Source organism: Fictibacillus phosphorivorans (assembly GCF_007673525.1).
In the GTDB taxonomy this organism is placed as follows: domain Bacteria; phylum Bacillota; class Bacilli; order Bacillales; family Fictibacillaceae; genus Fictibacillus; species Fictibacillus phosphorivorans_C.
Genome location: NZ_VDZU01000001.1, coordinates 2,975,046 through 3,000,423, shown reverse-complemented (window position 1 = coordinate 3,000,423; position 25,378 = coordinate 2,975,046). Strand labels below are relative to the sequence as shown.

21 protein-coding genes are annotated in these 25,378 nt (G+C 40.6%); 14 read left to right on the top strand and 7 right to left on the bottom strand.

Annotation, left to right across the window (positions count from 1 at the left end; genetic code table 11):
• Positions 1–23 precede the first annotated feature (23 nt).
• From FS458_RS15070 to FS458_RS15055, 4 genes are read left to right on the top strand one after another with little or no spacing between them, the layout of a single operon-like run.
• The gene (locus tag FS458_RS15070; protein WP_144701972.1) at positions 24–1,997 is read left to right on the top strand and encodes a hypothetical protein; all 1,974 of its coding nucleotides are present in this window, start codon (positions 24–26) and stop codon (positions 1,995–1,997) included.
• A gap of 17 nt (positions 1,998–2,014) precedes the next feature.
• Entirely contained in the window at positions 2,015–2,740 is a 726-nt protein-coding gene (locus FS458_RS21315; RefSeq protein ID WP_260858672.1) for a glycosyltransferase, read from the top strand.
• Entirely contained in the window at positions 2,740–3,873 is a 1,134-nt protein-coding gene (locus FS458_RS15060; RefSeq protein WP_260858671.1) for a glycosyltransferase family 4 protein, read from the top strand. Before FS458_RS21315 ends, FS458_RS15060 begins: the two co-directional genes overlap by 1 nt.
• Before the next feature lie 17 nt (positions 3,874–3,890).
• Positions 3,891–4,427 carry a hypothetical protein gene (locus FS458_RS15055; protein ID WP_144701969.1) on the top strand — a complete coding sequence of 179 codons (537 nt, stop codon included), beginning with the start codon at positions 3,891–3,893 and terminating at the stop codon, positions 4,425–4,427.
• A gap of 520 nt (positions 4,428–4,947) precedes the next feature.
• Here FS458_RS15055 and FS458_RS15050 read toward each other — a convergent pair.
• The 4 genes from FS458_RS15050 to FS458_RS21115 all read right to left on the bottom strand — a co-directional run bounded on the left by FS458_RS15050 (position 4,948) and on the right by FS458_RS21115 (position 15,287).
• Complete coding sequence (locus FS458_RS15050) at positions 4,948–6,453, bottom strand: tetratricopeptide repeat-containing glycosyltransferase family 2 protein (RefSeq protein WP_144701966.1); 1,506 nt, start codon at positions 6,451–6,453, stop codon at positions 4,948–4,950.
• On the bottom strand, positions 6,434–8,122 hold the full coding sequence (locus FS458_RS15045; RefSeq protein ID WP_186320574.1) for a glycosyltransferase: 1,689 nt from the start codon (positions 8,120–8,122) through the stop codon (positions 6,434–6,436). The genes FS458_RS15050 and FS458_RS15045 overlap by 20 nt, the downstream gene beginning before the upstream one ends.
• On the bottom strand, positions 8,095–10,122 hold the full coding sequence (locus FS458_RS15040) for a glycosyltransferase family 2 protein (RefSeq protein WP_144701960.1): 2,028 nt from the start codon (positions 10,120–10,122) through the stop codon (positions 8,095–8,097). The genes FS458_RS15045 and FS458_RS15040 overlap by 28 nt, the downstream gene beginning before the upstream one ends.
• A gap of 65 nt (positions 10,123–10,187) precedes the next feature.
• On the bottom strand, positions 10,188–15,287 hold the full coding sequence (locus tag FS458_RS21115; RefSeq protein WP_260858670.1) for a beta strand repeat-containing protein: 5,100 nt from the start codon (positions 15,285–15,287) through the stop codon (positions 10,188–10,190).
• A gap of 188 nt (positions 15,288–15,475) precedes the next feature.
• Between FS458_RS21115 and dnaN the strand changes: the two genes are divergently transcribed.
• The 8 genes from dnaN to FS458_RS14985 all read left to right on the top strand — a co-directional run bounded on the left by dnaN (position 15,476) and on the right by FS458_RS14985 (position 20,117).
• Positions 15,476–16,612 carry a DNA polymerase III subunit beta gene (gene dnaN / locus FS458_RS15015; RefSeq protein ID WP_186320573.1) on the top strand — a complete coding sequence of 379 codons (1,137 nt, stop codon included), beginning with the start codon at positions 15,476–15,478 and terminating at the stop codon, positions 16,610–16,612.
• Positions 16,613–16,627: 15 nt separating this feature from the next.
• A complete protein-coding gene (locus FS458_RS15010) occupies positions 16,628–17,533 on the top strand; it encodes an alpha/beta fold hydrolase (protein WP_260858669.1) in 906 nt (301 codons plus the stop codon).
• Between the two features lie 17 nt (positions 17,534–17,550).
• A complete protein-coding gene (locus FS458_RS15005; RefSeq protein ID WP_260858668.1) occupies positions 17,551–17,958 on the top strand; it encodes a GNAT family N-acetyltransferase in 408 nt (135 codons plus the stop codon).
• A gap of 11 nt (positions 17,959–17,969) precedes the next feature.
• Complete coding sequence (locus FS458_RS21110) at positions 17,970–18,092, top strand: hypothetical protein (RefSeq protein ID WP_260858667.1); 123 nt, start codon at positions 17,970–17,972, stop codon at positions 18,090–18,092.
• 256 nt (positions 18,093–18,348) lie between these two features.
• Positions 18,349–18,531, top strand: a complete 183-nt coding sequence (locus FS458_RS15000; RefSeq protein WP_066392178.1) for an alpha/beta-type small acid-soluble spore protein — start codon at positions 18,349–18,351, stop codon at positions 18,529–18,531.
• A gap of 151 nt (positions 18,532–18,682) precedes the next feature.
• On the top strand, positions 18,683–19,120 hold the full coding sequence (locus tag FS458_RS14995; RefSeq protein WP_391503399.1) for a MarR family winged helix-turn-helix transcriptional regulator: 438 nt from the start codon (positions 18,683–18,685) through the stop codon (positions 19,118–19,120).
• A gap of 48 nt (positions 19,121–19,168) precedes the next feature.
• Positions 19,169–19,804, top strand: coding sequence for a nitroreductase family protein (locus tag FS458_RS14990; RefSeq protein ID WP_144701948.1), 636 nt, complete (start codon positions 19,169–19,171; stop codon positions 19,802–19,804).
• A 19-nt stretch (positions 19,805–19,823) separates the two neighbouring features.
• Positions 19,824–20,117 carry a putative quinol monooxygenase gene (locus tag FS458_RS14985; RefSeq protein ID WP_144701945.1) on the top strand — a complete coding sequence of 98 codons (294 nt, stop codon included), beginning with the start codon at positions 19,824–19,826 and terminating at the stop codon, positions 20,115–20,117.
• 46 nt (positions 20,118–20,163) lie between these two features.
• Here FS458_RS14985 and FS458_RS14980 read toward each other — a convergent pair whose 3' ends face one another.
• The 3 genes from FS458_RS14980 to FS458_RS14970 all read right to left on the bottom strand — a co-directional run bounded on the left by FS458_RS14980 (position 20,164) and on the right by FS458_RS14970 (position 22,097).
• Positions 20,164–20,418: a YiaA/YiaB family inner membrane protein gene (locus FS458_RS14980; protein WP_066392185.1), complete on the bottom strand. Its 255-nt coding sequence runs from the start codon at positions 20,416–20,418 to the stop codon at positions 20,164–20,166.
• A gap of 118 nt (positions 20,419–20,536) precedes the next feature.
• Positions 20,537–21,748: a hypothetical protein gene (locus FS458_RS14975; protein ID WP_144701942.1), complete on the bottom strand. Its 1,212-nt coding sequence runs from the start codon at positions 21,746–21,748 to the stop codon at positions 20,537–20,539.
• Positions 21,708–22,097, bottom strand: coding sequence for a hypothetical protein (locus FS458_RS14970; protein ID WP_144701939.1), 390 nt, complete (start codon positions 22,095–22,097; stop codon positions 21,708–21,710). The genes FS458_RS14975 and FS458_RS14970 overlap by 41 nt, the downstream gene beginning before the upstream one ends.
• A 67-nt stretch (positions 22,098–22,164) precedes the next feature.
• Here FS458_RS14970 and FS458_RS14965 point away from each other — a divergent pair, with 67 nt between their 5' ends.
• Both FS458_RS14965 and FS458_RS14960 read left to right on the top strand, forming a co-directional pair.
• On the top strand, positions 22,165–22,740 hold the full coding sequence (locus FS458_RS14965; protein WP_260858777.1) for a GNAT family N-acetyltransferase: 576 nt from the start codon (positions 22,165–22,167) through the stop codon (positions 22,738–22,740).
• Between the two features lie 195 nt (positions 22,741–22,935).
• Positions 22,936–25,329: a M14 family metallopeptidase gene (locus FS458_RS14960; protein ID WP_144701932.1), complete on the top strand. Its 2,394-nt coding sequence runs from the start codon at positions 22,936–22,938 to the stop codon at positions 25,327–25,329.
• Positions 25,330–25,378: the final 49 nt, after the last annotated feature.

Genomic DNA, 25,378 nt, shown 5'->3' with positions numbered 1-25,378 from the left:
GGAAGGGAGTGTTAATAACCTAGATGTCAAAAGTCGTTCATACGATGCTGGTGTTAATCCAAGATCATCACGATCTTCTTATGCTTCAACAATGTCTGGCAAGTTTAACAAAAACGAAAAATTCATTTTGCGTGTTTTTTAATCAAGGTGGTCTTTCAAAGGATGCCCTCCATCAAGAACTGCAGAAATTTGATCTATCGTACGTGATTTTAGGTGATGGCGAAAACAAAGGCATTCCGTTTGCTCGTCAAAAATGCTTTGAATACATTTGGGAGCATCGATCAGATTGTACCTTCATAACAGAAATCCATCCGGATATGCTGTTTCCAAGCAACTGGACAGAGCCATTATGTAAATTCTTAGAGCAGAATAGCAAAGAGCCGTGTGTTTCACCAGGCATATTAACTGCATCCGGAGAGTGGCATCCTCATCAAAAAGGTACATCTGTTGTTGATATGCCAAGCGTGCCGAATGAGATCATCTCTCTTTTAAAATGGTTACAGCTCCCAAAGATTACAGAAGGCTTTGTTCATCCGGTTATGCATAGAGCGGACCTTTTGCAGCAAGTTGGCGGGTATGATCTAAATCACTTAAAAGGTAAGCAAGGGTATGAAGATGATTACTTGCTGTTGTCTTATTTTAGAGAGTTAGATCTTCCATATAATTGGAAGCCGAAAGTGAACCTGCAGTCTATGGTGTATCACAAGACGATGGCACAGCGTATGCATTTTACTGACATCGAGCATGAAGCGAACGTTAACCTCACCGGCCTAATACAACGTTTTGGAAAACAAGCAGTGGATGAATTGAATCGCATTCATCAAACAGAACTTATTAGAAGCAAACCTGCAAAAAAGGTTGTTGTTTTAGGTGAGAATACGGATGAGACATGTGAATTTGGCCAGCACGCTGTTGCCGTTATTATTGAAACAGGAGAAGAGCCGTTAAAGCATCAAGGTTTTCAAAAGCGTGATCTCCACACGCTATCAAAACCCGAAATAACAATCGTGACGCATCCTTTTTGGGTGACAAAACATAGCGAATTAAAGCCATCGTTTTTAATCTCTATGTTAAATGATGCAAATGATCAGATCCCAAGATACTTTCAATTTTATAAAGAATGTTTGTATGCCCTTTCCAATGTAATAATCGTAAATAACGAAGAAGATTTTTTTCTCCAATCCCTGCGCTATGACTCCGTTTTTTTTATACAGAGTACAAGAAATCCAGTTCAAAACACATCGCTTTATCCATTTTCAGAAAAAGAAGAGCTGCTAAATGAATTGTTTTCATGCTACAAACACAAAGAATGTATCCAGCATATACGGCAGCAGCAAATACATCGGAAAATTACCGTTTTAAAAAGACAGTTGAAATGGGATGTTCATAATGAACACATTATCGGTACTCTTGCGAAGTATCTTTATCTAAATGGTGATTTTCAAGAAGCTGAGAAATATTTTTTTGAAGCATTTGCAAGAAACGTAGCCTTTCAGCGAGATGATGGTCTCTTAAAATACTATCCTTGGATTTCACTTTCACAATGCCGACAATACAAATTGGTAGAAGCGATTAACAGCTTTGGCATTCTAGCTGTGACAGATGAAAATAAGCAAATTTATGAGTGTTTATTAAATGAATATAACGCAGGACGATTTGGAACGGCAATAGCAATGTTGATGTTTGCGCTAGGTGACTGGCTGTATGCCGATCAATTAGTGAGGGAAGACAGCACAATTCAGTCAATGGATCTGATCCGGAATATTTATTTAAAAATGAAACATTATTTAAAACCAGCGACAGATTCTTCGCTTTCTGTTTTTTATCAATTAAATCATCTGGATCAAATAAAGCTAAAGGGAGAAATAGAAGAACTGCAAGGAGAGAAACACCGTGCCATTCATTATTACTTACAGACAGCATGCATAGATGAACTGCAGCTGGATGCGGTTGTAAGAATGCAGACGGCGGAGAGTTACTTAAAGTCAAGCACATAAAGAGGAGAGAGGTTACGTTGAGACCTGTCCGAAAAAAAGAAGGTAACCGGCTTACAGCAATCATGCAGGTTCGAAATGAAGAAAATCGGTTTTTGGAGAAAGTCTTACAATCCTTAACAGATGTAGTTGATGATATGGTCATAGTGGATGATAACAGCACAGATCGAACAGTTGAACTATGTAAATCGTTTTCTAAAGTCAAAGAAGTAGTGGAACTTAAAGAATCATCCTTTCACGAGGAGTGGGTGCTCAGAAGTCGTCTTTGGAAAGAAGTCTGCAAATATGAACCGGATTGGATTTTGTCTATTGATGCAGATGAAATGTTTGAAGAGAACGTACAAGAGGAAATCCGTTCGCTTATTAATCAAGATCAATTTGATTGGGTAGCATTCCGCATGTACGATTTCTGGGGAAGTACAACGCATTACAGAGAAGATGAACATTGGAATCTTCATAAGCGGCACAGCAAAATGCTGGTTCGGCATTTGCCGGGATTTCCTTATTATTATCTACAGCAAGAGCACCACGTCCACCGTATTCCGTTTTCATACAATGCTTTATGGGGTTCATTATCCGATGTGCGAGTGAAACACTTTGGGTGGGCGGGATCGATGGATGAGCGAAGAAAAAAATATGAAAGATACAAACAAATAGATCCTGAAGGAAAGTGGGGAAGTCTCGTACAATATGAATCAATCTTAGACCCTAATCCAAACCTTGTGGAATGGAGGAATAGAGAATAGTGGGTACTGATCATACGATTTCAATCTTAACGCACAGCTTTTTAGATGGATACAATCACCAGATTACAAAGATCTTTGCGGGCGGTTTAGAACGCTATATTTATGAACTTAGCCTGCTTATCACACAGTTAGGATATTCGGTAGAAATTCATCAGCTCAGTTTTTCAGAAGCCTTTGAAACTCATTATGAAGACAACAAGTTGGAAAATGTGAGAATAGTAGGTCACCAATGTAGCAATTTAGAGCATATACCCGAACTATTTAACAAAATGGCGTGTGAGGCATCGGGCCAGTTAATATATGCGAGCTGCATCTGGCATGCAATTCCCTATAAAAAAGGAAGTCTAGGCATTTGTCACGGAATTAACTGGGATCGCATAGAATTAGTGTTAGATACAAAGAACGCTGTCCGGGATAACGTACAAAATGCACTGTCGTCTTTATCAAAACTTGTATCAGTTGATTCACATTTTCTCACCTATTGCCGTTCAACGAGTTTTTATACAGATTGTGAAAAAGTAGAACTCATACCAAATTTTGTAGATACCACACAATTTGTGCCGCGATCAAGTCCAAACAAAGGGCGATTCAGACTATTGTATCCGCGAAGAATCAGTCCTGAAAGAGGCATTCTGCAAATGATGGCGGTAGCGGATATTCTGTTAGAAAAACATGGTGATATTGAAATCGAATTTGCGGGTGAAACGATAGACGGAGCAGAGGTTACAACAGCTTTTCACTTCTGGAGAAATCATCATCCTCATGGAGAGCGTATAATTCACAATGTGTATACCTTTCATGAGATGAAAAATGCCTATCGTGACGCGGACTTAGTGATTATCCCAACGATTTACTCTGAAGGTACGTCATTATCTTGTTTAGAAGCGCTAAGCTCGGGGCTGCCAGTCGTCAGCTCAAATGTTGGCGGACTTAACGATATCATTATCGACGGATTTAATGGGAGACTCGTAACGCCAACAGTTGCAAGGCTGGAAAGTGTGATTTCAGAGCTGATTCAGAACCCCGATCAACGGAAAGAACTTGCTGCCAATAGCAGAGGTACAGCGATGGCTTTTGATATGAAGCGATGGCAAAAGCAATGGATTGCGGTGTTGAACGATTACTTAACATGAAAACAGGGTGATACATCATGCCGAATTATAATGTCTTTGGTAACCTCCGAGAACCTGTTGTCTATCAAGATATATCTGCAGCAAGTGCGCAAAATGGTGTAAACTATCGAATCACAACAGGAATTGTAGCTGTTGCGGCTAACAGCTACCTCGCGATTCAATTGGATAATCCATCAAGTTCACGTTATACAGCACGAATCGGCCGAATATTTGGCGGCGCTCTCTCAAACACGGCAGTCTATTTGATGCGAGGGGGGACAATAGCAGGGGGAATAACGTTGCAGCCTGTAAATACCAACTTCGGTTTTACGAATGCCAGCCAATTAATCCCTACGTTTACGAATACAACGGGTGGCGCAGGGTCAAATCCAGCGGTAGGCAGTACCACGTTCAGCACAATTATTCAAGCAACAGGGCCGATTGATAATGATGAGATTGGAAAAATCATCGTTCCTCCAAACACACGTCTTATCGTAAACCTGCAAAGCTTAGCGGGTGGAACAAATACACTTGCCATAACAATTGGATGGGCAGAAGTGAGCCCCGTTTCATAAAAAAATGGAGGAGAAGTCCTCTTTTTTTATTTACTTGTGGACAGGCTGGTTGGAGGGGAGAGTGATTCACGCTTTTGAGTTTTACGGTACGTGTTCTTTTATTTTTTACACGTTCGCTCAAACAAGGCTTTGTTTCGCTCAATGACTCTCTCGTTTCGCTCAAAGGCTGCCTTGTTTCGCTCAATGACCCTCTCCTTTCGCTCCAACTGACCACTGTTTCGCCCCAACACATGAAAATCAGCATTGCATTCCTCCACTTCATTTAAAATACGGCATGATTTTCAATGAAATGTTGCTTTCTAAAGGCTCCTTTCTAAAAGATCGTTTTTTTGAGTCATTTTGTTTTATTTACTTCTTTGATAAGTTGATTGAAGCGCAAGGTGGCTCACGGCCTGCCCCGCGGAAAGAGCGCAGCCTGGAGCGGAAATCAACTACTTCTGCTTCCAAAGGCAGCACTGATTATCATGAAAAAAGACCCATAAAGATAAACCGCATCTTAATGGATCTAATATTTATAAATTCAAACCCCATTCACCGCCTGCTGAAGTGAAAGACAGGATGAGTCAACTTCAGGAATATGATGCATTGCTAATTGAATGAAGGTTTGTGACCGAATGACACACCGCAATGGAAGTTCATTCGTAAGGTATGATGAAATCACTAAGGTACGATGAAGGGATTGTAACGTATGAATCCCAAGCAAACAAAAACAAATATGATATGCTTCATCCGTCTCTAAACGCGTTATGTTTGACTCGGATTGTCCTATGAAATGGGATTGAACGCAATCCTCTAAATCTCGCAGACTGTTTTCTTTATTAAAAAAAGCAACCCATTTTCGTAATATCTCCCACTGAGAAGGTACAAAAAAACGATGGTATTGCCTAACAAACTGGAAAACTTCCTCTTCTTGATCCATACATAGTTTGAGCATGCACCAGCGTGACCAAGCAGCTTCAAAAGCGGGAAGCATGGTTAATCCGATCTGATAATAATAACAAGCCGTTTCATAGTCTTGTAAACGTTCGTATACACCGCCTAATGCATAAGCCGTTCTGTAGCTTCCCGATCCACCCATAACAGATAGTTTACCTTTTTCATTACCGGCTTGCAGAGATTGTTGTAGTGACTTTATTGCAGAAGAATAGTCTTTTTGTGCAGAAAGGACCTCTGCTTTTAGATCAAGTAAATCCGTGAAATGCGGAAAGTAGTTCAATCCCTTTTCGGTAAGCTGCAGGACCATTGCAATATCGTTTTTTAATTTATATATAGAAATGGTCTTCAACAAGACATCCGGAAAAATGTCAGAGGAAACAGGTAAGGTCTCTAGAATGGAAATAAAGGTTTGCAGAGCTTCCACATTTCGGCCTTGCTGAAGCTGTTCTGCTCCATACGCATAAAGGCAGCGAACGTCAGAAGGGTTCTCTTTTAAAGCCAATTCAACAAGCTGTAAGTTCCGCTCGCTCTTATTTTTATCCTGCAGGGTTTGATTCAAATATCCGTAATGATTCAGCACAATCGGTATCGTTTGAATCACATCACCTGACTTTAATATAGACGGAGCGATGTCTTCATGAATTCTGCCGCTGAAACTGTAGCCTTTAACATTTCGAAACAGTCTGCAGGAAGTATCTTTGTAATATTGATGAGGATGATACGAGCCGATAAAATTCTTCAGCTCTACATAATAAGCTGAACCATTGCCAGATTGTATGATTTCTTGTAGAGGGGCGACACTGCCTCGATCCAGTTCCTCGTCCGCATCCAAAACTAGAACAAAATCACTTGTCGCAAGCTTTAGGCCTACATTCCTGGCTTCAGCAAAATGATGATTCCACACATATGGTACAACCACAGCACCATATTGTTCAGCGATTGAAAGAGTACCATCACTAGAACCAGTATCCACAATAATGATTTCATCCACGATGTCACATACTGAATCCAGACAACGGGATAGATGGGTTTCTTCATTTTTTACTATCATGCATAAAGAGACTGTTTTCTTAGTATAATCGCGGTTCATATGGTATCAGCCCTTCATCAAAAGGAAGAACGGTTTTAGCTGATCGAACCAGCTCAATTTTTTGATTTTGCAAAAACGCCGAAAAATGCTGTTCAGCGATAGAAGACAAAGTTTGTGCCCGCTGGTACCGGGAAGAAATCTCAAAAGTTTTCTGTGTGTGTTTTTCTTTTGTTTTCCACTCTTTCATATAGGTGTGGAAGTGATGAAAACAGCCCGTCGCAAACAATAGGTGAGCCATTCTTTCTGTATCCACTAACGAATGTAATTTATTTTCTGCAAAGTTAGGATGAAAAGCAGGCGGCAAGGTTTCACCAGTCAGGTTTTTTAATTTCGAATGGCTGTTCCACTCATTTTCTAATACAGGCTCACCAGAAAGCAAGCGGCATTCAAGCTGAAGTTCTCGCAAATGCACTTTTTCGTGTGTGCCAATCCAGTCTTCTTCCAGCCAATTTTCTATAAAACGCAAAACGGTTTTGTAGCAATGACAGCGGACGAGTATATCTTGAATGACACTTCGGTCTTTAAAGGTAGACACCTTGAATTTCTGATGAATGAGTTCATAAAGTTCGTGTTCTTTTCCATTGTTGCGAATCAGTTGAAAAGCACGAAAGATTGGGCGAAGGTGAGCCGGATTTTGCTTGTACGAAGCAAAATAGAAGTGCAGAGCTCTTTCATCATCACCAAGTGCTTCGTTTGCAAGTCCTAACAAGTAAGCGGTAGTGAACGTTCCGATTCCGCTTTCTGTATGATATTTAAGCGGTTCAGATAAAGAGTATGCCCGATCAAGGGATTCTTCCGCTTCTGAATTCTTGCCCATCGCTAAATAATACGTTCCTTTGTAATGAAAAAGATCTGTATAGTCAGGGTATTTCGCTAAACCTCTATTACAGCTTTCGATGGCCTCTTCCAGCCGGTTGAGTGCACCATAGCACCTGGATTCGAACTTATAAAGAAGGTGTGCATAATTGGAGAGAGGATCAACAAGTTCTATAGATTTTTGAAAAGCGGCTAATGATTTTTCGATTTCTCCTGTTTGCAGGTACTCTACACCAATGTTGTATTGATGAAAAGCGTGATTCGGATTGCGCTCAAGCTCTTTTAAAAGCAAAGAGATATTGCGCTGAGATTTGTTTTTTGCAGAATAAATACTAGGTTGATAGCCGCAATGATTAATCTTCACGTTCGTCATAACAAAGCGCGCATCAGGTTTATGTTGCTGGATGGTTTCACTGATCTGTTCATGAATGCTGCCTGTAAACCGGTAAGCAGGAAGGTTCCGAAACATACGAATGGTAGGGTTAATACTTGCTTCTGTATCAGAAAAGAAGTTGTATATTTTAAAGAAATACGCTTCAGCCTCTTCATAATTTGCCCACGCTCGCACATCATCAAGACTTGCAGGATCGAGTGACTCATCTGCATCTAAAAACAAAATCCAGTCACATGTTGCTTGCTCAACCCCTAAATTACGGGCCCACGAAAAATCATTTCTCCAATCTGTCTCTATAACTCTTGCACCATAGTTCTTCGCAATTTGAACCGTGCGATCGGTTGAACCCGTATCCACTATAATCATTTCAGAAACAAGATTTTTAACGCTCTCTAAGCAATCTGCCAATACATGCTCCTCATCTTTAACGATCATACAGAGGGAGATGGTATTTGGCATAACGTATTCCTCCTTTGCTTTCCTCTCCATACCGCACTCCAACGAGATTTAGATGCTAGTTCAATAGAAAGATTTACTTTTTGAAGGTGCGCAGCAAAAAGAGGATACTCAGGGAAATTTTCTACAGACTGAGTAAGTTCTGTTTTGGCTTGCTGAAGATAGCAGAGCCCTGCGCCTGTATGTGCTTCAGTGATAGCAGGTTGAAGTTTAAGAGCGGCCTCAAAACAATAAGAAGCCTGCGCCCAATCCTCTTCGGCATATAACATTTGTCCGAGCAGGAAGGTGCCTTCTCCGTCTAGTTTGTTATCGTGATTCAACGTCTCAAAAAGTGGACGAGCAAGTTGGGAATAGCCTTCATAAAACATCATTTTTGCAGCATAAAGGCGCAGCTCCGGACAGCTCATCAACACTTTGGTTAATAGGGAGTAATAACGGTTTGTTATGCATAAGTGAATAAGCGGTTTAAGAAACAATAGAAAATTCATTTGTTTTTCTGCAGAAAATTCGTTTTTCACACCTTCGATCAGCTGACTGTAGTACGCATGATTACTTTGCTGTTCCATCCATTTTAAACAGACAGAGGGGATGTCGCTGTCCCGTTCCAAAGCGTTTAAGAATAGCGCGTTAAAAAGGTGGTCAGGAACAGCTGCGTTGGCTTGCTGCATTCTTTCTACTTCATGTATGGCCCTTAACTCATCGCTGGATAACAAAAGACTTAACACGTATTGATCTTGAAGTTCAGGAGGTCTTCCTTTTAACCCATCAACTCTCGCAATAAATGCCTTATAGCACCCTCCGTAATAAAGAGCATGACAAAGCGCAACCTCAACTGCTTCCTTTAAAGCGGGATTATTAAGGGAAGGGGTGAGGAGCTGGTTTAATTCTTTTACGATTTCATCATCAGAAAGCTGAGCGGCAATAAGGATGTCTGTAATCCCATAAAGCGCCTCCTCATAATACGGACAGAAGTTAAGAGCCTGTATAAAATAGTTCAGTGCATCTGAATGCGCAGACCATTGTACAGCGACCTTTCCCATTTCTGTAAACGATAAAAAATGATTGCATCCAGCTTCAGTTACATATTGAGAACAATGCTGAACCTCAGTCGCTTTCTTAAACATCCTAAGTGCTTTTTCATCATCCTTCTCACAAAGATAGGCATGACCGAATTGATAATACAAATCAGGGTAATCTGAATAGTTTTCTAGTTCACGTTCTAAGAGAGCTCTAGTCAGATAAGTCTGATTCAGCTTTCGGTATAACTTGCATAAGTCTTTTACGATCGTAGGACGATAAGACAACTTTTCCTCACATACCTGCAAAGATTTTTCTATTGCCAGCTTAGCTTTTTCAAACTCACCTAAGTTCTCATAAGCCATTCCTAAATGATAGAGATAATACGGATGATTTTGATGAGTTCTAAGGGCTTTTTCTAAAATGAAAACATTTCGAGCGGCTTTGTTTTTTGCTTGAGAAATGACAGGCAAGTATCCATAATGAACAAGTTTACAAGCCAGTTTTCCAATCTCTGTTTTATTTGCCGTTTTCTCTTGTATCGAAGGAAGAATATCCTCGTGAATGGGACCGGAAAATAAGTAATTTTCTTTCGCGCGAAAAAAACGGATAGAAGGATGAATCGTTTTCTCATGTAAAGATGATCCAATCAAGCTTTCAATCTCAACAAAATAAGCATGGCGCGTTGAGTTTTGTAATGTATCTCTAAGCTCATTGCCGTTCCCTGTAAACACTTCATCCGCATCCATGTACAGAATCCAGTCGGTATTGGCGTGTGCAAGAGATGAGTTTCGCGCCATTGAAAAATCATCTTTCCATTCAGTGCTGATCACTTTAGCACCATACGTCTTGGCAATGTCTCTCGTTTGATCCGTTGAGCCTGTATCGACAATAATGATTTCATCTACAAACTCTTGAATGCTGTCGAGACAATTAGCCAGCCATTCAGCCTCATTTTTCACAATCATATGAAGTCCAAGAAGCATTCCGTAACCTCCTGTCCGTAAAAAATCCCTCTATCTAATGACAGAGGGATTGATTTGTGTTTATTTTATGATCCTTGGGCATTAAATATGACACTGATTGTAGCTGTAGCAAGCGTCGTCGAAGTCCGATATGACAACCGTGTATATTTTAAAAAGCGCTGAGGCACTAAAACATCAACTGATCCAGGATTTATATTCAAGCCGGTTACATCTGTAAACCAATTTGTTCCGTTTGCGCTGATCTCAACAATCGTGTCGACCGTCCCAACATTGTTCGTGTTGTAGATAAAAAATGAATACGTTTCTAACACGGATGTTGTGATGGTTGGAAGAGGGCTAAAAGATGCCGCTGTGCCAACGGGAATATTTAAAAAGCTTTGCTCAACAAATGTATTTTGTGATACCGCCGTCAGTGTACCCGCAGTAATGGTAGCTCCAAGTACACTCGTGATGGTTCCGTTCAAAAGGTTGTTCAGCGTGCCGCCGACAATGGTGGCAGCCAGCACATTTTGCACAGTGGTAATCGTTCCAGCCGTAATTGTAGCCCCGAGAACGCTCGTGATGGTTCCGTTTAAAATATTGTTAAGCGTTCCGCCGAGCAGAGTGACATTGCCCGTGACGTTTGCATTGACCGTCCCAAGAATAGCGTTGAGAGTGCCGCCAACAATGGTAGCGGCCAATACATTTTGCACGGTAGTAATGGTTCCCGCCGTAATCGTAGCCCCGAGAACACTCGTGATGGTTCCGTTTAGAATGTTATTAAGTGTGCCGCCGAGCAGAGTAACATTGCCTGTGACGTTTGCATTGACCGTCCCAAGAATGGCGTTGAGAGTGCCGCCGACGATAGTGGCGGCCAGCACATTTTCAACTGTATTTATCGTTCCGGCCGTAATAGTAGCCCCTAGAACACTTGTGATCGTCCCGTTTAGAATATTGTTAAGCGTTCCACCAAGTAGGGTAACGTTGCCAGTAACGTTTGCATTAACCGTACCAGTGATGGCGCTAATGGTGCCTCCAACGATGGTGGCGGCCAAGACATTTTCGACAGTGGTAATGGTTCCGGCCGTAATAGTAGCTCCGAGCACGCTCGTGATGGTTCCGTTTAGAATGTTATTAAGTGTGCCGCCGAGCAGAGTGACATTGCCTGTGACGTTTGCATTGACCGTCCCAAGAATGGCGTTGAGAGTGCCGCCGACGATAGTGGCGGCCAGCACATTTTCAACTGTATTTATCGTTCCGGCCGTAATAGTAGCCCCTAGAACACTTGTGATCGTCCCGTTTAGAATATTGTTAAGCGTTCCACCAAGTAGGGTAACGTTGCCAGTAACGTTTGCATTAACCGTACCAGTGATGGCGCTAATGGTGCCTCCAACGATGGTGGCGGCCAAGACATTTTCGACAGTGGTAATGGTTCCGGCCGTAATAGTAGCTCCGAGCACGCTCGTGATGGTTCCGTTTAGAATGTTATTAAGTGTGCCGCCGAGCAGAGTGACATTGCCTGTGACGTTTGCATTGACCGTCCCAAGAATGGCGTTGAGAGTGCCGCCGACAATGGTGGCAGCCAACACATTTTCAACTGTATTTATCGTTCCGGCGGTGATAGTAGCCCCTAGAACACTTGTGATCGTCCCGTTTAGAATATTGTTAAGCGTTCCACCAAGGAGTGTGACATTCCCCGTAACATCAGCAGTGACAGTGCCAGTAATAGAGTTGATGGTGCCGCCGACAATCGTGGCGGCTAGAACATTTTCAACGGTATTAATCGTTCCAGCAGTGATGGTAGCTCCGAGAACACTTGTGATCGTGCCGTTCAAAATATTATTAACTGTCCCACCTAGAAGAGTAACATTTCCAGAGACATCAGCAGTGACAGTTCCTGTAATTGCATTGAGGGTACCGCCGACAATCGTGGCCGCCAAAACATTTTCAACTGTGTTTATCGTTCCAGCCGTGATGGTTGCGCCAAGAACACTTGTAATGGTTCCGTTTAAAAGATTGTTAAGCGTTCCGCCGAGCAGAGTAACATTCCCCGTAACATCTGCTGTTACAGTCCCTGTAATGGAGTTAATAGTCCCCCCGACAATAGTAGCCGCCAAAACATTTTCGACTGTATTTATCGTACCCGCCGTAATTGTTGCCCCTAAAACGCTGGTGATGGTTCCATTTAAAAGATTGTTAAGTGTGCCGCCAAGCAGGGTAACATTTCCAGTGACATTGGCATTTAGCGTACCAGTGATAGCGCTAATGGTGCCTCCGACGATGGTGGCAGCCAGCACATTTTCTACCGTGTTTATCGTACCAGCTGTGATTGTCGCACCTAAAACACTTGTAATGGTGCCGTTTAAAAGGTTGTTAACTGTCCCACCAAGCAGAGTGACATTCCCCGTTACATCAGCTGTGACAGTCCCTGTAATGGCGTTGATGGTGCCGCCGACAATCGTGGCGGCCAAAACATTTTCAACAGTATTTATCGTACCCGCCGTTATCGTTGCGCCTAAAACGCTAGTGATGGTTCCATTTAAAAGGTTGTTAACTGTCCCACCAAGCAAAGTGACGTTGCCTGTAACATCAGCTGTGACAGTCCCGGTAATGGAGTTAATGGTTCCTCCGACAATCGTAGCGCCCAAAACATTTTCAACAGTATTTATCGTCCCAGCTGTAATCGTAGCGCCTAAAACACTGGTAATCGTTCCGTTCAAAATATTATTAAGAGTGCCACCAAGCAGTGTGACATTCCCGGTTACATCAGCTGTGACAGTTCCTGTGATGGAATTGATGGTACCCCCGACAATCGTGGCGGCTAATACATTTTCAACCGTGTTTATTGTACCAGCCGTGATCGTAGCCCCTAAAACACTGGTAATCGTTCCGTTCAGAATATTATTAAGAGTTCCTCCGAGCAGAGTAACATTCCCCGTAACATCAGCTGTGATAGTACCAGTAATTGAATTAATTGTACCCCCGACAATAGTAGCTGCCGAAACATTCTCGACCGTGTTTATCGTCCCAGCAGTAATGGTCGCACCTAAAACGCTAGTGATCGTTCCGTTTAAAAGATTGTTAACTGTCCCGCCGAGCAAAGTGACATTCCCTGTAACATCAGCTGTGATAGTACCAGTAATTGAATTAATCGTACCCCCGACAATAGTAGCTGCCAAGACATTCTCGACCGTGTTTATCGTTCCGGCCGTGATTGTTGCGCCTAAAACGCTGGTGATGGTTCCATTTAAAAGGTTGTTTACTGTACCGCCCGAAAGAGTGACATTTCCAGTGACATCAGCTGTGACAGTACCAGTAATAGAGTTGATTGTTCCGCCGACAAGAGTGGCAGCGAGAACATTCTCAACCGTGGTTATAGTTCCTCCAGTGATGGTAGCTCCCAACACATTCTCAACAATATTGATTGTCCCGCCCGTTACGGTCACAGAAGGAATTTCAGCCGTAACAGTACCTAAAATAGCGTTTAACGTTCCACCTAAAATAGTAGCGCCAAGGACATTCTCTACAACATTTATAGTGCCGCCGGTTACGGTCACAGAAGGAATTTCAGCCGTAACAGTCCCTAAAATAGCGTTTAACGTTCCACCTAAAATAGTAGCGCCAAGGACATTCTCTACAACATTTATAGTGCCGCCCGTTACGGTCACAGAAGGAATTTCAGCCGTAACAGTACCTAAAATAGCGTTTAATGTTCCTCCTAAAATGGTAGCTCCGAGCACATTCTCTACAACATTTATAGTTCCACCTGTTACGGTTACAGAAGCAATTTCAGCAGTGACAGTCCCAAGTATGGCATTAAGGGTACCACCAGTAATTGTAGCTCCAAGAACACTCTCTAGCGTGTTAAGCGTCCCAGCCGTAATCGTAGCCCCGAGAAGGCTTTGAACAGTATTTATCGTTCCACCTGAGATCGTCACTGAAGCAATTTCTGTAGTAACAGTCCCAAGAATGGCATTAATTGTGCCCCCGGTAATCGTAGCCCCAAGGACACTCTCTATCGTATTAAGTGTACCTGCTGTAATCGTAGCTCCAATTAAACTCTGAACAGTATTAATCGTTCCACCAGTTATCGTTACAGAAGGAATCTCAACAGTAACAGTCCCAAGAATGGCGTTAATCGTCCCTCCACTAATTGTAGCTCCGAGGATGCTTTCAACCGTATTAATGGTCCCGCCAGTAATGGTAGCTCCGAGGACGCTTTCCACGGTATTAATTGTTCCAGCCGTAATCGTAGCTCCAAGTAAACTCTGAACAGTATTAATCGTTCCGCCAATAATCGTGACAGATGGAATCTCAGCGGTAACGGTTCCAAGAATGGCGTTGATCGTCCCGCCGGTTATGGTAGCTCCAAGCACGCTTTCAACCGTATTAATTGTTCCAGATGTAACCGTAGCACTAAGGATACTCTCAACTGCATTAATTGTCCCAGCCGAAATCGTAGCGCCTAGAAGACTTTGAACAGTATTAATCGTACCTCCCGTAATTGTTGCAGAAGAAATTTCAGCGGTAACAGTCCCAAGAATGGCGTTGATCGTTCCGCCAGTAATGGTAGCTCCGAGGACGCTTTCAACGGAATTAATGGTTCCAGCAGTAACCGTAGCCCCAAGCAAACTTTGAACAGTATCAATCGTTCCTCCAGTAATGGTTAAAGAAGGAATCTCAGCTGTAACGGTCCCAAGAATGGCGTTGATGGTCCCGCCAGTAATGGTAGCTCCAAGCACGCTTTCAATCGTATTAATTGTCCCAGCCGAAATTGTAGCCCCGAGAAGGTTTTGCACAGTATTAATCGTTCCTCCAGTAATGGTTACAGAAGGAATCTCAGCGGTAACGGTCCCAAGAATGGCGTTGATGGTCCCACCAGTTATAGTAGCGCCAAGCACACTTTCAACGGAATTTAGATTTCCACCTAATACATACGTTAGGCTTTTATTTGGTTTGCATTTATGACAGTCGTGATCGCAAAATAGGCTGCACCGTACTCGATGGTGATCAACAGGTCGTTTCATTAAGTTATTGCTACTTAGAATAGAAGGAGGTTGAAGGTGCTTGGGATCCTTTTTTGCATCAATCTTTTTATAATTCGGAATGGAAGGCGGTTGGTTGCCAATCAAAGATTTAGGAGGGGAGAGCCTTTTTACGATGTAACGCTTGTTCCTCTTCTTCACGCTAATCCCTCCCCCTGGTGTTATTAGTAAAGATATAGTGCTTCAACCTCATTTAGAACGTTGGCTAAGCCATTTAGGTTGTACAAATCAAACACTTTCGATATCCCATAGTATCTAATCCTTTGTAAAAATGTGTTAAAATAATAGTCGGAAAATTATTGAAATTAATGATTGTAAAAAGAGGATGGATGCAGCAAATGAAGTTCACTATCAATCAACATGTTTTTAGTAAAGCTCTTTCTGATGTTGGAAAAGCAGTGACCCCTAAATCACTCATTCCTATTCTTTCAGGAATAAAAGTTATAGCTGAGGAAGATGGAATTAGGCTAATAGGAACAAACGCAGATATTATTATAGAGAGATTCATTCCTATTTCTGAAACGAATAATAATGAAATTAACATAGATCAAACCGGAAGCGCCGTTGTTTCAGCAAGATCCTTTATAGAGTTAATTCGAAAGCTCCCTGAACCCATACAAGTAGAAGTAAACAATCATCAAACGATTAAAGTTAAATCAGGGGATATATTCACACAGTTTAATGGCTTTCGTGCTGAAGAATATCCGACTTTGCCCATGATCAATCAAAGTAACACCATACATATCGATGCTGAAGATCTAATAGAGGCAATTAAACAGACAGTATTTGCTACAGCCAAAAATGAAACTAGACCAGTACTGACAGGTATTTATTTCTCTCTTTCAGGCTACAAGTTTACGGCAGTTGCAACAGATTCACAGCGTTTAGCTTCTAAAGTGAAAGATGTTTACACATTGGGAGATGCTTCATTTATCGTTCCAAGTTCTAGCGTAAGCGAACTTGTTAAACAAATTAGTGATTATTCAGGAACAGTAGAAATTCACTCAGCAGATGGGTATATTCTGTTTAAAACAGATCAGGTTTCACTTTACTCGAGATTAATTTCTGGAAACTATCCAAATACATCTAAACTAATCCCAACCGAGCAAAAAACAACATTGTTTCTGAATAAAGAATCTCTCGTTAAAGGCGTAGATCGAGCGTGCTTGTTTGCAGGTGAATGGAAAAACAACAATATCACGTTAAGTATTCAAGAGCATAAACTTTGTATTTCATCAGGTTCATCTGAAATGGGAACCATTCAGGAGTTACAAGAAATTAAAGACTTGGATGGGGAAGCAGAACTTAAAATATCAATCGATGGTTATTTTCTTATGGACGCCTTAAAGACAATAAAAGACGAAGAAATCAAAATAAAATTTAACGGTACGATGAGACCTATAGTTATTGAATCAATCCATGAAAAATCATCTTATCTCCATCTAATCTCACCTGTTAGGTCTTAATAGGGGGTGGCTTTTGTGAAATATAAAGACGATGAATATCAGTTACTCGTTAATGGAATAAGCCATTGGGTGAAGATTGAAGGAAGTCAAAATAGAACGGTACCTTTAGTTATCATTCATGGGGGACCTGGCGGAAATCATTATGTTTTTGAACGAACAGTGGGACCGAAACTGGCAGAAGAAAGAACGGTAATTTACTACGAACAAAGAGGTTGTGGGAGAAGTTCAAAGCCACAAAATGACAATGATTATTCCATTGAAACTTTGGTTGACGATTATATCAAGTTAATGAATCAAATTGGTGTGGAGAAAGTTGATGTATTGGGATATTCATTTGGAGGAGAATTAGCCTTAGAAATTGCCTATACCTATCCGGATATTATCAATAAAATAATTCTTTCTGCGCCAAGTTTAATCTTTTCTGACACTGTTTATGAAACACAGATAAAGGGGTTCAAAACTGTCGCAGACAAAGAATTAATAGAAAAAATAGAACACGAAATGTTAAACAATAAATCACTTAAAGAGAAATGGAATAAGGTTTGGAGTCTCGTGGATTCCGATACTGTGGACAGTTTTTTGTTTGAAGACAAGCTCATTGCTAAACGAAATAGAAAGCTATGGCAAGAAAGTGGGTTAATTAATACAGGTCTAATGATGAAGGCGCTAGAAAAGATTCCACCTGTATCACCACTTCGAGATCGGTTGACCAAAATTACTAATGATACCTTGATACTTACAGGGGTTCACGATCGAAATACGGGACTAAGTATATCCAACATCATGAAGCAAAAACTTCCCAACAGCAGGTTGGAGCTTTTTCAAAAGAGTGCTCACTTTCCTGACTTGGAAGAGGGGGAGTTGTTTGTAAAGAAGGCTTTGAATTTCTTAAAGAATGGAGATCGGCAGGGTGGAAATTAATTTGAGGAGTCACGTGAATGCATGATGAAGAGAAACAAATTACATATGTAGTAGATGATCATAAATTGTGTGTCACCAAATTTTTATCATTAGTAAATGCCGTCTGGCCAGGTGTGTACAACGAACAATATTCAAAAGAAGCACTTCAAAAAACAATAAACATCACCGCATGGGGCAATGAAAAGTTGGTTGGATGCGCACGTTTATTAACAGATGGCTATTTCTTTGGCACAATCACTGAAATTCTTGTCCACCCTGACTACCAAGGTAAAGCCATTGGAAAACAACTAATTGATCTTGCTTGGGAGGCTAGTCCAACCTCACTTTTTATAGGGGCACAGCCAGGAAAAGAAGCATTCTTTGAAAAGGCAGGTTTTACAAAATCGATTCAATCTTTTCAAAAGAAAAAGGAACGTAGAACATAAAGGGGATTATCATGCAAAAACAATTACCAAAAGTTGAGCTTAGAGATCTTACTATAGAAGATGCAGAAGACCGTTATCTGTGGTGTCTAGATGAAATGGTAGAAAAGGCATTTATGTTGACCGGTTGCGAATGAGTATTTTAAAAGAAGAGTACTTCAATCTTTTATAAAAATTAATACCTGTTAAATTTTTAAAGAAAAATGGAATAATTACTCATTTAACGGGAATTCTAAAAGCATACAAAATATAGGTTTGCCACTTGTTTCACACAAGGACGATTTTACAGAGTCGTCCTATTTTTTTATTAACAAATACTACCTTTTCGCCTCGTGTATAAGAAAAAATCCTGGTGGAATTATAATCTTAATTCAACTAGGAGGTGAAAACAACATGGCTAACACAAACCAATTAGTAGTACCTGGTGCACAACAAGCTATCGACCAAATGAAGTATGAAATCGCTTCTGAGTTCGGTGTAAACCTTGGACCAGACAGCACTTCTCGTGCTAACGGATCTGTAGGTGGAGAAATTACAAAACGTCTAGTAGCTCAAGCTCTTGGCGGAAAGCGCTAATTAATTAAATATCATGGCTTGGCTATCTGTTCATCGCAGATAGCCTCTTTGTTTTTACATAGAAAAGGTTAAACGGTTGACATAAAGAATGAAGTGTTTTAAATTAGTTGACGTATCAATGATTGAGCTATCAATTAATAAAAGGAGGGGGATGTTATTGTCCAACTCAAATATAGAAGACGAGAAAATCATCAACCGATTGTACGAGATCCATCGCAGGACAGCACCGAAGTTTGAAAGCTGTACCGGCATTAGTCAAACGCGATTGGAACTTTTGCATGAATTGTATGAAGTAGAAAAAATTAGCCAAAGAGCTCTTCAAAAGAAAGTGAACATTGACCATGCTGCGGTTACAAGGCACCTTAAGCAGCTTGAAGATAAGGGAATGGTTATTAGAAGAAAAGACCCTAAAGATCAACGATTTACGTATGTTTCTCTATCAGAGGAAGGTCGTTTGAAAATCATTCATTACCGGGAAGAGAAAGAACGTTTTATTTCTGGTGTATTGCATGATTTTTCTGAAGAAGAAAGAAAAACGTTGCTGAAGATGTTAACTCGTATTCAGCGCAACATTGAAATTTTTGAGTAGTCACTAACTTAAACAACTAAGAATTTTAAACACAAAGGAGAATGCACAATGCAACAAACAAAAATAAATGACTTCAACGAAATTATCACAGGACGCCGTTCCATTCGTAACTACGATCCATCAGTAAAAATTTCTAGAGATGAGATGAAAGAAATCCTAACAGAAGCTTCACTTGCTCCATCATCTGTTAATTTACAACCATGGCGTTTTGTCGTGATCGATACACCAGAAGGCAAAGAAACGTTAGCGCCTCTAGCTAAGTTTAACCAACGTCAAGTAGAAACATCATCTGCTGTAATTGCTGTATTCGCAGACAACAACAGCTTAGATTACCTTGAAAAAATCTATGACAAAGCCGTAGACGAAGGGCATATGCCAGCTGATGTAAGAAATCAGCAAGTACCAGCAATCCGCGGACTTTTAGAACAAATGACACCAGAGCAATTCAAAGATATGAACTTAATCGATGCAGGACTAGTTTCTATGCAATTAATGCTCGTTGCTCGTGCACACGGATATGACACGAATCCGATTGGTGGATATGAAAAAGCTGAGATTGCTGAAGCGTTTGGTCTTGATAAAGAGCGTTATTTCCCTGTTATGTTGCTTTCAATCGGTAAAGCAGCAGATGCAGGATATCAATCTGTTCGTCTATCAGTAGAAGAAACAACAGAGTGGAGATAAGGAAGGGGAATAGAAAAAGATGATTATTATTCACGCAGGTTTAACGGTACAAAAAAATAAAGAAGAAGCATTTTTAGCAGAGGTAAAAACATTAGTAGAAGCTTCACGTGCTGAAAGTGGTAACATTCAATACGATCTAAAGAAAGATACAGAAAAAGAAGCAACGTATATGATGGTAGAAGTTTGGGAGAACCAAGAAGCGGTTCAAAACCATAACACAAGTGAGCACTTTGTGGCATTCGGTAAAAAAGCGGCGAGTTTTATGGCTGCTCCAACTGATGTAAAAGTGTACGCAGGTGAACAAGTTAAATAATCACGAAAGGAAGGCATTTAAAAATGTGCCTTCCTTTTTTGTGCTTCTATTCGGCTTTCGTGTACTTGCGCTCTTGCTCAGCGATTAGCTCGTCATCCTCTGCATTATCTCGAGTAACTTTTTGAGTAAGAATCGCACCTACAGCCACAAGAATCATCACGGCAATATAATAGCCTTTTTCGTTCAGTTGCAGATTGTCTGCATTATAGAGTCCGATACAAAACATGGACACTCCGGCGATGAACGTGAAATAAGCTAAAACCGTAAAAGCGGGTGTGTTTCTTCTTCTATGACGTTGCATATGTAAACCTCCTTCATTCTCTTTTATATAGATAAATAAAAATATGCCAAAAGCTATATTTATTATAATCAATAAATGGTTTTATTTCCTTATTTTTCTTGTATTTTCTCTCCATCCTTTAAAACATATAAGGCCCAACAACAAGCGATAAAAAGAAAGTGTTTAATACAGCAAAATAACTAATAGCCGTAAGTTTACTCCAGTCTTGCCTTCTTCCATACCAAACGGCTGCACCACTTGCAAGAGCGAGCGCGATAGGGAGAACAAATGAACTCCCTGAAAAAGCTAAGTAATCGGGAGCATACATGTAATAGTGAGTATTAAACAACTTCTGAATAAATATAAATTGGACACCGAGAAACAGGGCTAAGATCGTGTACAAAATGCGCTTATCTTCATCTTCCATCAATTTAATTTTTACTATGTAGATGACTAATGCAAAAAGAACGGCAGGTGTGATCCAATATACTGAACTCATCGCAAAGATTAATCCTTGAAAAAGAGACAATACCGTTGCAGAAACGGCTTCCTTAAGATCTACTTTTGTTATTTTTAGGCTCTTTTTAATAACATCAGGATGCTTGGAAGCTCCACTAAATGTGTACTCTTTATATCCCACTAAGTTAAGCCACATAACTGAATCTTCACCAATCCAGTAAGGGTGAACGGACTGATGATTTGTAGTACTTCGAAGCTCAGTTTTCCAAACATCTCCATCAGCTCTCGTTTCATAAACATTAACAGCTTCTTTTTCGTTAGACTTTAATGCACGAGTAGTGAACATTACTTTTGCCTGACCATTCTCATCAACACCATATTGAATGAACTTAGGGTTTTCTAACTTCACTCCATTATTATCAATGAATGTCATTAAGTTAAAATCCCACTCTTTATTTGTGTTCAATGGATTAGTTCCTTGATAAATTTTATATGACTTCCCACCTGAATTATTAGTAAACAAAGTATAGTAAATCGTTACATCTCTGCCATTCTCAATAAAGTAAAAGCCGAAATGATTTTCTTTAATTTGTTCATCTTTATCCAAGATTACGTGTTCCTGATAGCCAAAATGATGATCAGGTTGGTGAAAAGTAACCTTAATATGTTTAGTCGTTTCCTTAGAAGATTTTCTAACACTAATAAACGAATCCGATTTGTCGTTTAGAACGACTGAATAAATTTGATCTGGCACCTTTTTCAAAGACTTAGCTTTCAATAAATTCATATCTACAGTTAATATCTCGTTGTCTTTAAAATAGATGACAGTGTTTGGATTAGAATCCATACCTCTAAACATATTGATCAATGACGTTTTCTTTCTCACCGTCATAATGAATCAGCTGCTTGTCCCTCACGAATACAAACTGATCACCTTGAACCCAGAAGTCTTGGGGACTTGGAATAGAAAGAGGAATAGTTTGTTTATCTTTTACCTCTAATTTGTCAGTAACTTGAAAACTCAATACTTCATTTTCTTTCGGAACATATACATGGTGCATTCCGTTTTGTTCTTGAAATACCGGCTTAACTTCACCAATCTTTTCTGTTTGTAATGGCAGAGAACGGCTCCAACCTTCATTGGGTAGTTTCAGTTCAGTCTTTAAGTTCTCTAAAGTGAACGCAACACAAACTACCAAGAAGAATAGAAGTGGAATAACAAAAGGCTTCATTTTTCTCATTTTATTTCCCCCTTATTCCAAAATTCGACTAAAGTCCATATTTTTCCTTTTTTAAATTAAGTATACAATAGTAAAAGTAGGGAGGAGTTCATCTTGGAAATTAAACTTACCAACATTAGAAACAGAGCGTCTTCTTTTAAGAAAATTAACAGTAGAGGATGCACAAGATATGTTTCAATATGGATCCGATGCTGAGGTTTCACGCTATGTGACTTGGGAAGCGCACCGAACATTAGAGGATACAAAGGAATTTATCCAGTTTGTATTAAAAAAATATGAAAAAGGTGAATTAGCACCTTGGGGAATTGTACTAAAAGAAACCAACGAATTGATTGGTACGATTGACTTTGTCTCATGGCAGATCAATCATAAAACAGCTGAGATTGGTTATGTAATCGCACAAAAATACTGGGGTCAAGGCATCACGACTGAAGCGGGTAAGGAAATTCTGAGATACGGTTTTCAAAACATGCATTTAGAACGGATTCAGGCAAGATGCTTTGTAGAGAACGGTGGATCTGAAAGAGTTATGAAAAAATTGGGGATGAGCTATGAAGGTACGTTAAGAAAAGCGATGTTTGCTAAAGGTGAGCATCAAGATTTAAACGTGTATTCTATTTTGAAAGAAGAGTTTGAATTATAGTATTAAAACTGCAAGGTAGATAAGGTCTTCTACCCACTCCTAAATTACTATATTTACCTTTTATTAATTATTTTTACAAATTGTCTAGTTAGAACGAACGGCTTTCTAACTGCCTATGTAAGTCCTTAAGTATGATTGAATTTTCTGACAATAAAGTTACACTTACCTTATACATATATAGGAGGTGTGCTTGTTATGAAAAACAGTAAGAGGTGGCTATCTTCTGCACTCGTGCTTTCAACTGTTGCAGGGATAGCTTTTTCAACCATGGAATCAGGTGTGACGCCGCAAGTTGCTGAAGCTTCATCTCTCAAGATACAACCAGTAGAGTCCGTTTCTCTCGTTCAGTTGGCTGTTCCAAACACGAAGGATGCGATGAAAAAAATCGAAGAACTTGGTATCGATCTAACCCACAGGATGCACGTTCATAATGGACAAATTGAAGTAGATGCGGTTGTAACACCAACTGAAGTTGCGATGCTGAAGCTCTATGGAATTAACGTAAAAGAAACGCTCATTACAGAGAACCAACTCAACCAGCGTGCAACAGAAAGAAGAATGGCAGTTAAGCAAGAACAAAAGCTAACAGCTGTTGAAGAAACAGTAACAATCCTCAGAGCAAACCACTTCACGAATCAATCCGACACTTTCCTTTACGTAGAAGCAAAATCCACATCTGGTGCTGTATCAAGCACGATTCTAACCGCTAGATGGACAGAGAATGGAGAAGAGAAGACGGCAACACTCCAACAGATTCAGGATGCCGGAGAGTACCTCTACCATTCCTTTATGTTACCAGTTTCAGCAATACCAAAAGATATAACCATTGAAAGCTCACTCGGAGGTTCAGCTGTATCTACAGTTACCGAATGGCTCGGGGAAGGAAAACCGGACAAGCCGGGTAAGCATTATGTGAAGAATTTTGTTGACCATTATATGGATCCAACAGAAACGAACGCGAGGATCGAGAATTTAGTAAAAGAATACCCAGAGCTTGCTGAAATCGTGGAGATGCCGAACAAGACGAACGGATATCGCAGACAAGCTCAAGCGACTCTAGGAACGTTGCAGAACACAGCCGTTGTTGTGACATCTCGAGAGTGGGGACATGAGGGCGGAAATGCGATCAGCTTAGAATTGAAAAAGGCATCAGCTGCAGGTGCTCCTCTTTCTGTTGGAACAAGCGGAAACAAAATCATCGTTACACTGGCAACGGATGCTGCAGGTAACGCAAAAAGTACGGCAAAAGAAGTCGTAGATCTGCTGAATGCAGAAGTAAGTGATCTTGTATCTGCTACGACCTATCGTGGAAATGCAGGTAATGGGATTGTAGAACCTGCAACTTCCAACTTGTCAGATAACTTAAGAGCACCTGCTACCGTTTCACGTGAACCATTTACTGTTAAAGCCATCCGAATCGGAAAGCATAGAGATGGCTCAAAGCCTGGGGTACTTGGTTACTCACAAGAACATGCGCGTGAATGGGTAACGCCGCTAGTTTCCGTTGAAACCGCTGAACGACTTTTACGAAATTATTCGCATGATAAAGATACTAAGAAACTGGTTGATAATCTTGATATCTTTATTATTCCATCCATGAATCCTGATGGAGGGCACTATAGTTTTTATGACTTTAATTCACAGCGGAAGAACATGACGAATCACTGCTCCCCAAGTCAATCTGATAATGGCTACCGAAATTCGTGGGGCGTTGATTTGAATCGTAACCATGATGTGGGATCAGCTTTTGATGGGTATGTTGGAGCATCCACAACGAATTGTTTGAGTGGCACATATGCGGGGCCAAGCGAGCATTCTGAACCAGAAAGCCGGAATTTAGTTTGGTTAACAGATGAGAACCCGAACATTAAATTTGCCATGAACATCCATAGCTATGGTGGTTACTTCATGTGGTCACCAGGTGCTTATACGCCAGAACGTGAAACATTGCCTCGCCCGTCTGCTGGGGAAGAAGCTTATTATTGGCAAGCATCTGACCATATATTAAAAGAGATCAAAAAGCATCGTGGAACGGTTATTTTACCGAGTCGAACAGGGCCGATTCCAGACGTTCTTTATTCTGCTGCAGGAAACTCTGCTGATCACCTCTGGTATGAAAAAGGAATCTACGCTTGGAACTTTGAAGTAGGGGCCGATCTTTGGAACAAAGAAACAAAACGTTGGGAACTGGTTGGTTTTCAGCCTCCGTTTGAAGAAGGACATGAAGAAGCAATGGAGTTCTCAAATGGATTACTAGGACTTATTGATGTGGCGTATCAATATTCTAAAGATAAAAAAGCGCCAAAATCGAGTGTCACACCAAATGGCGGAAGACACGAAGATAAAGTTGAAGTCAGCTTTAAAACGAGTGAACCTGCTACAATCTACTACACGTTAGATGGCAGCCGTCCAACGTTTAATTCTCAAAAGTTAGCATTGAGTGGTACACGTGAAGGACCAGAAACGTTAACGTTTGAAAAGACAACAACGTTAAATTGGTTCTCGGTCGATGCGAGTAAAAACGTAGAGAATCAATACGAACCTGGAAACAACAAGAAGTACAACACGAAAACTTTCTTTATCAAATAATGTATGAAAGGAAGAGGCAGAAGGCTTCTTCCTTTTGTCTTTTAGAACA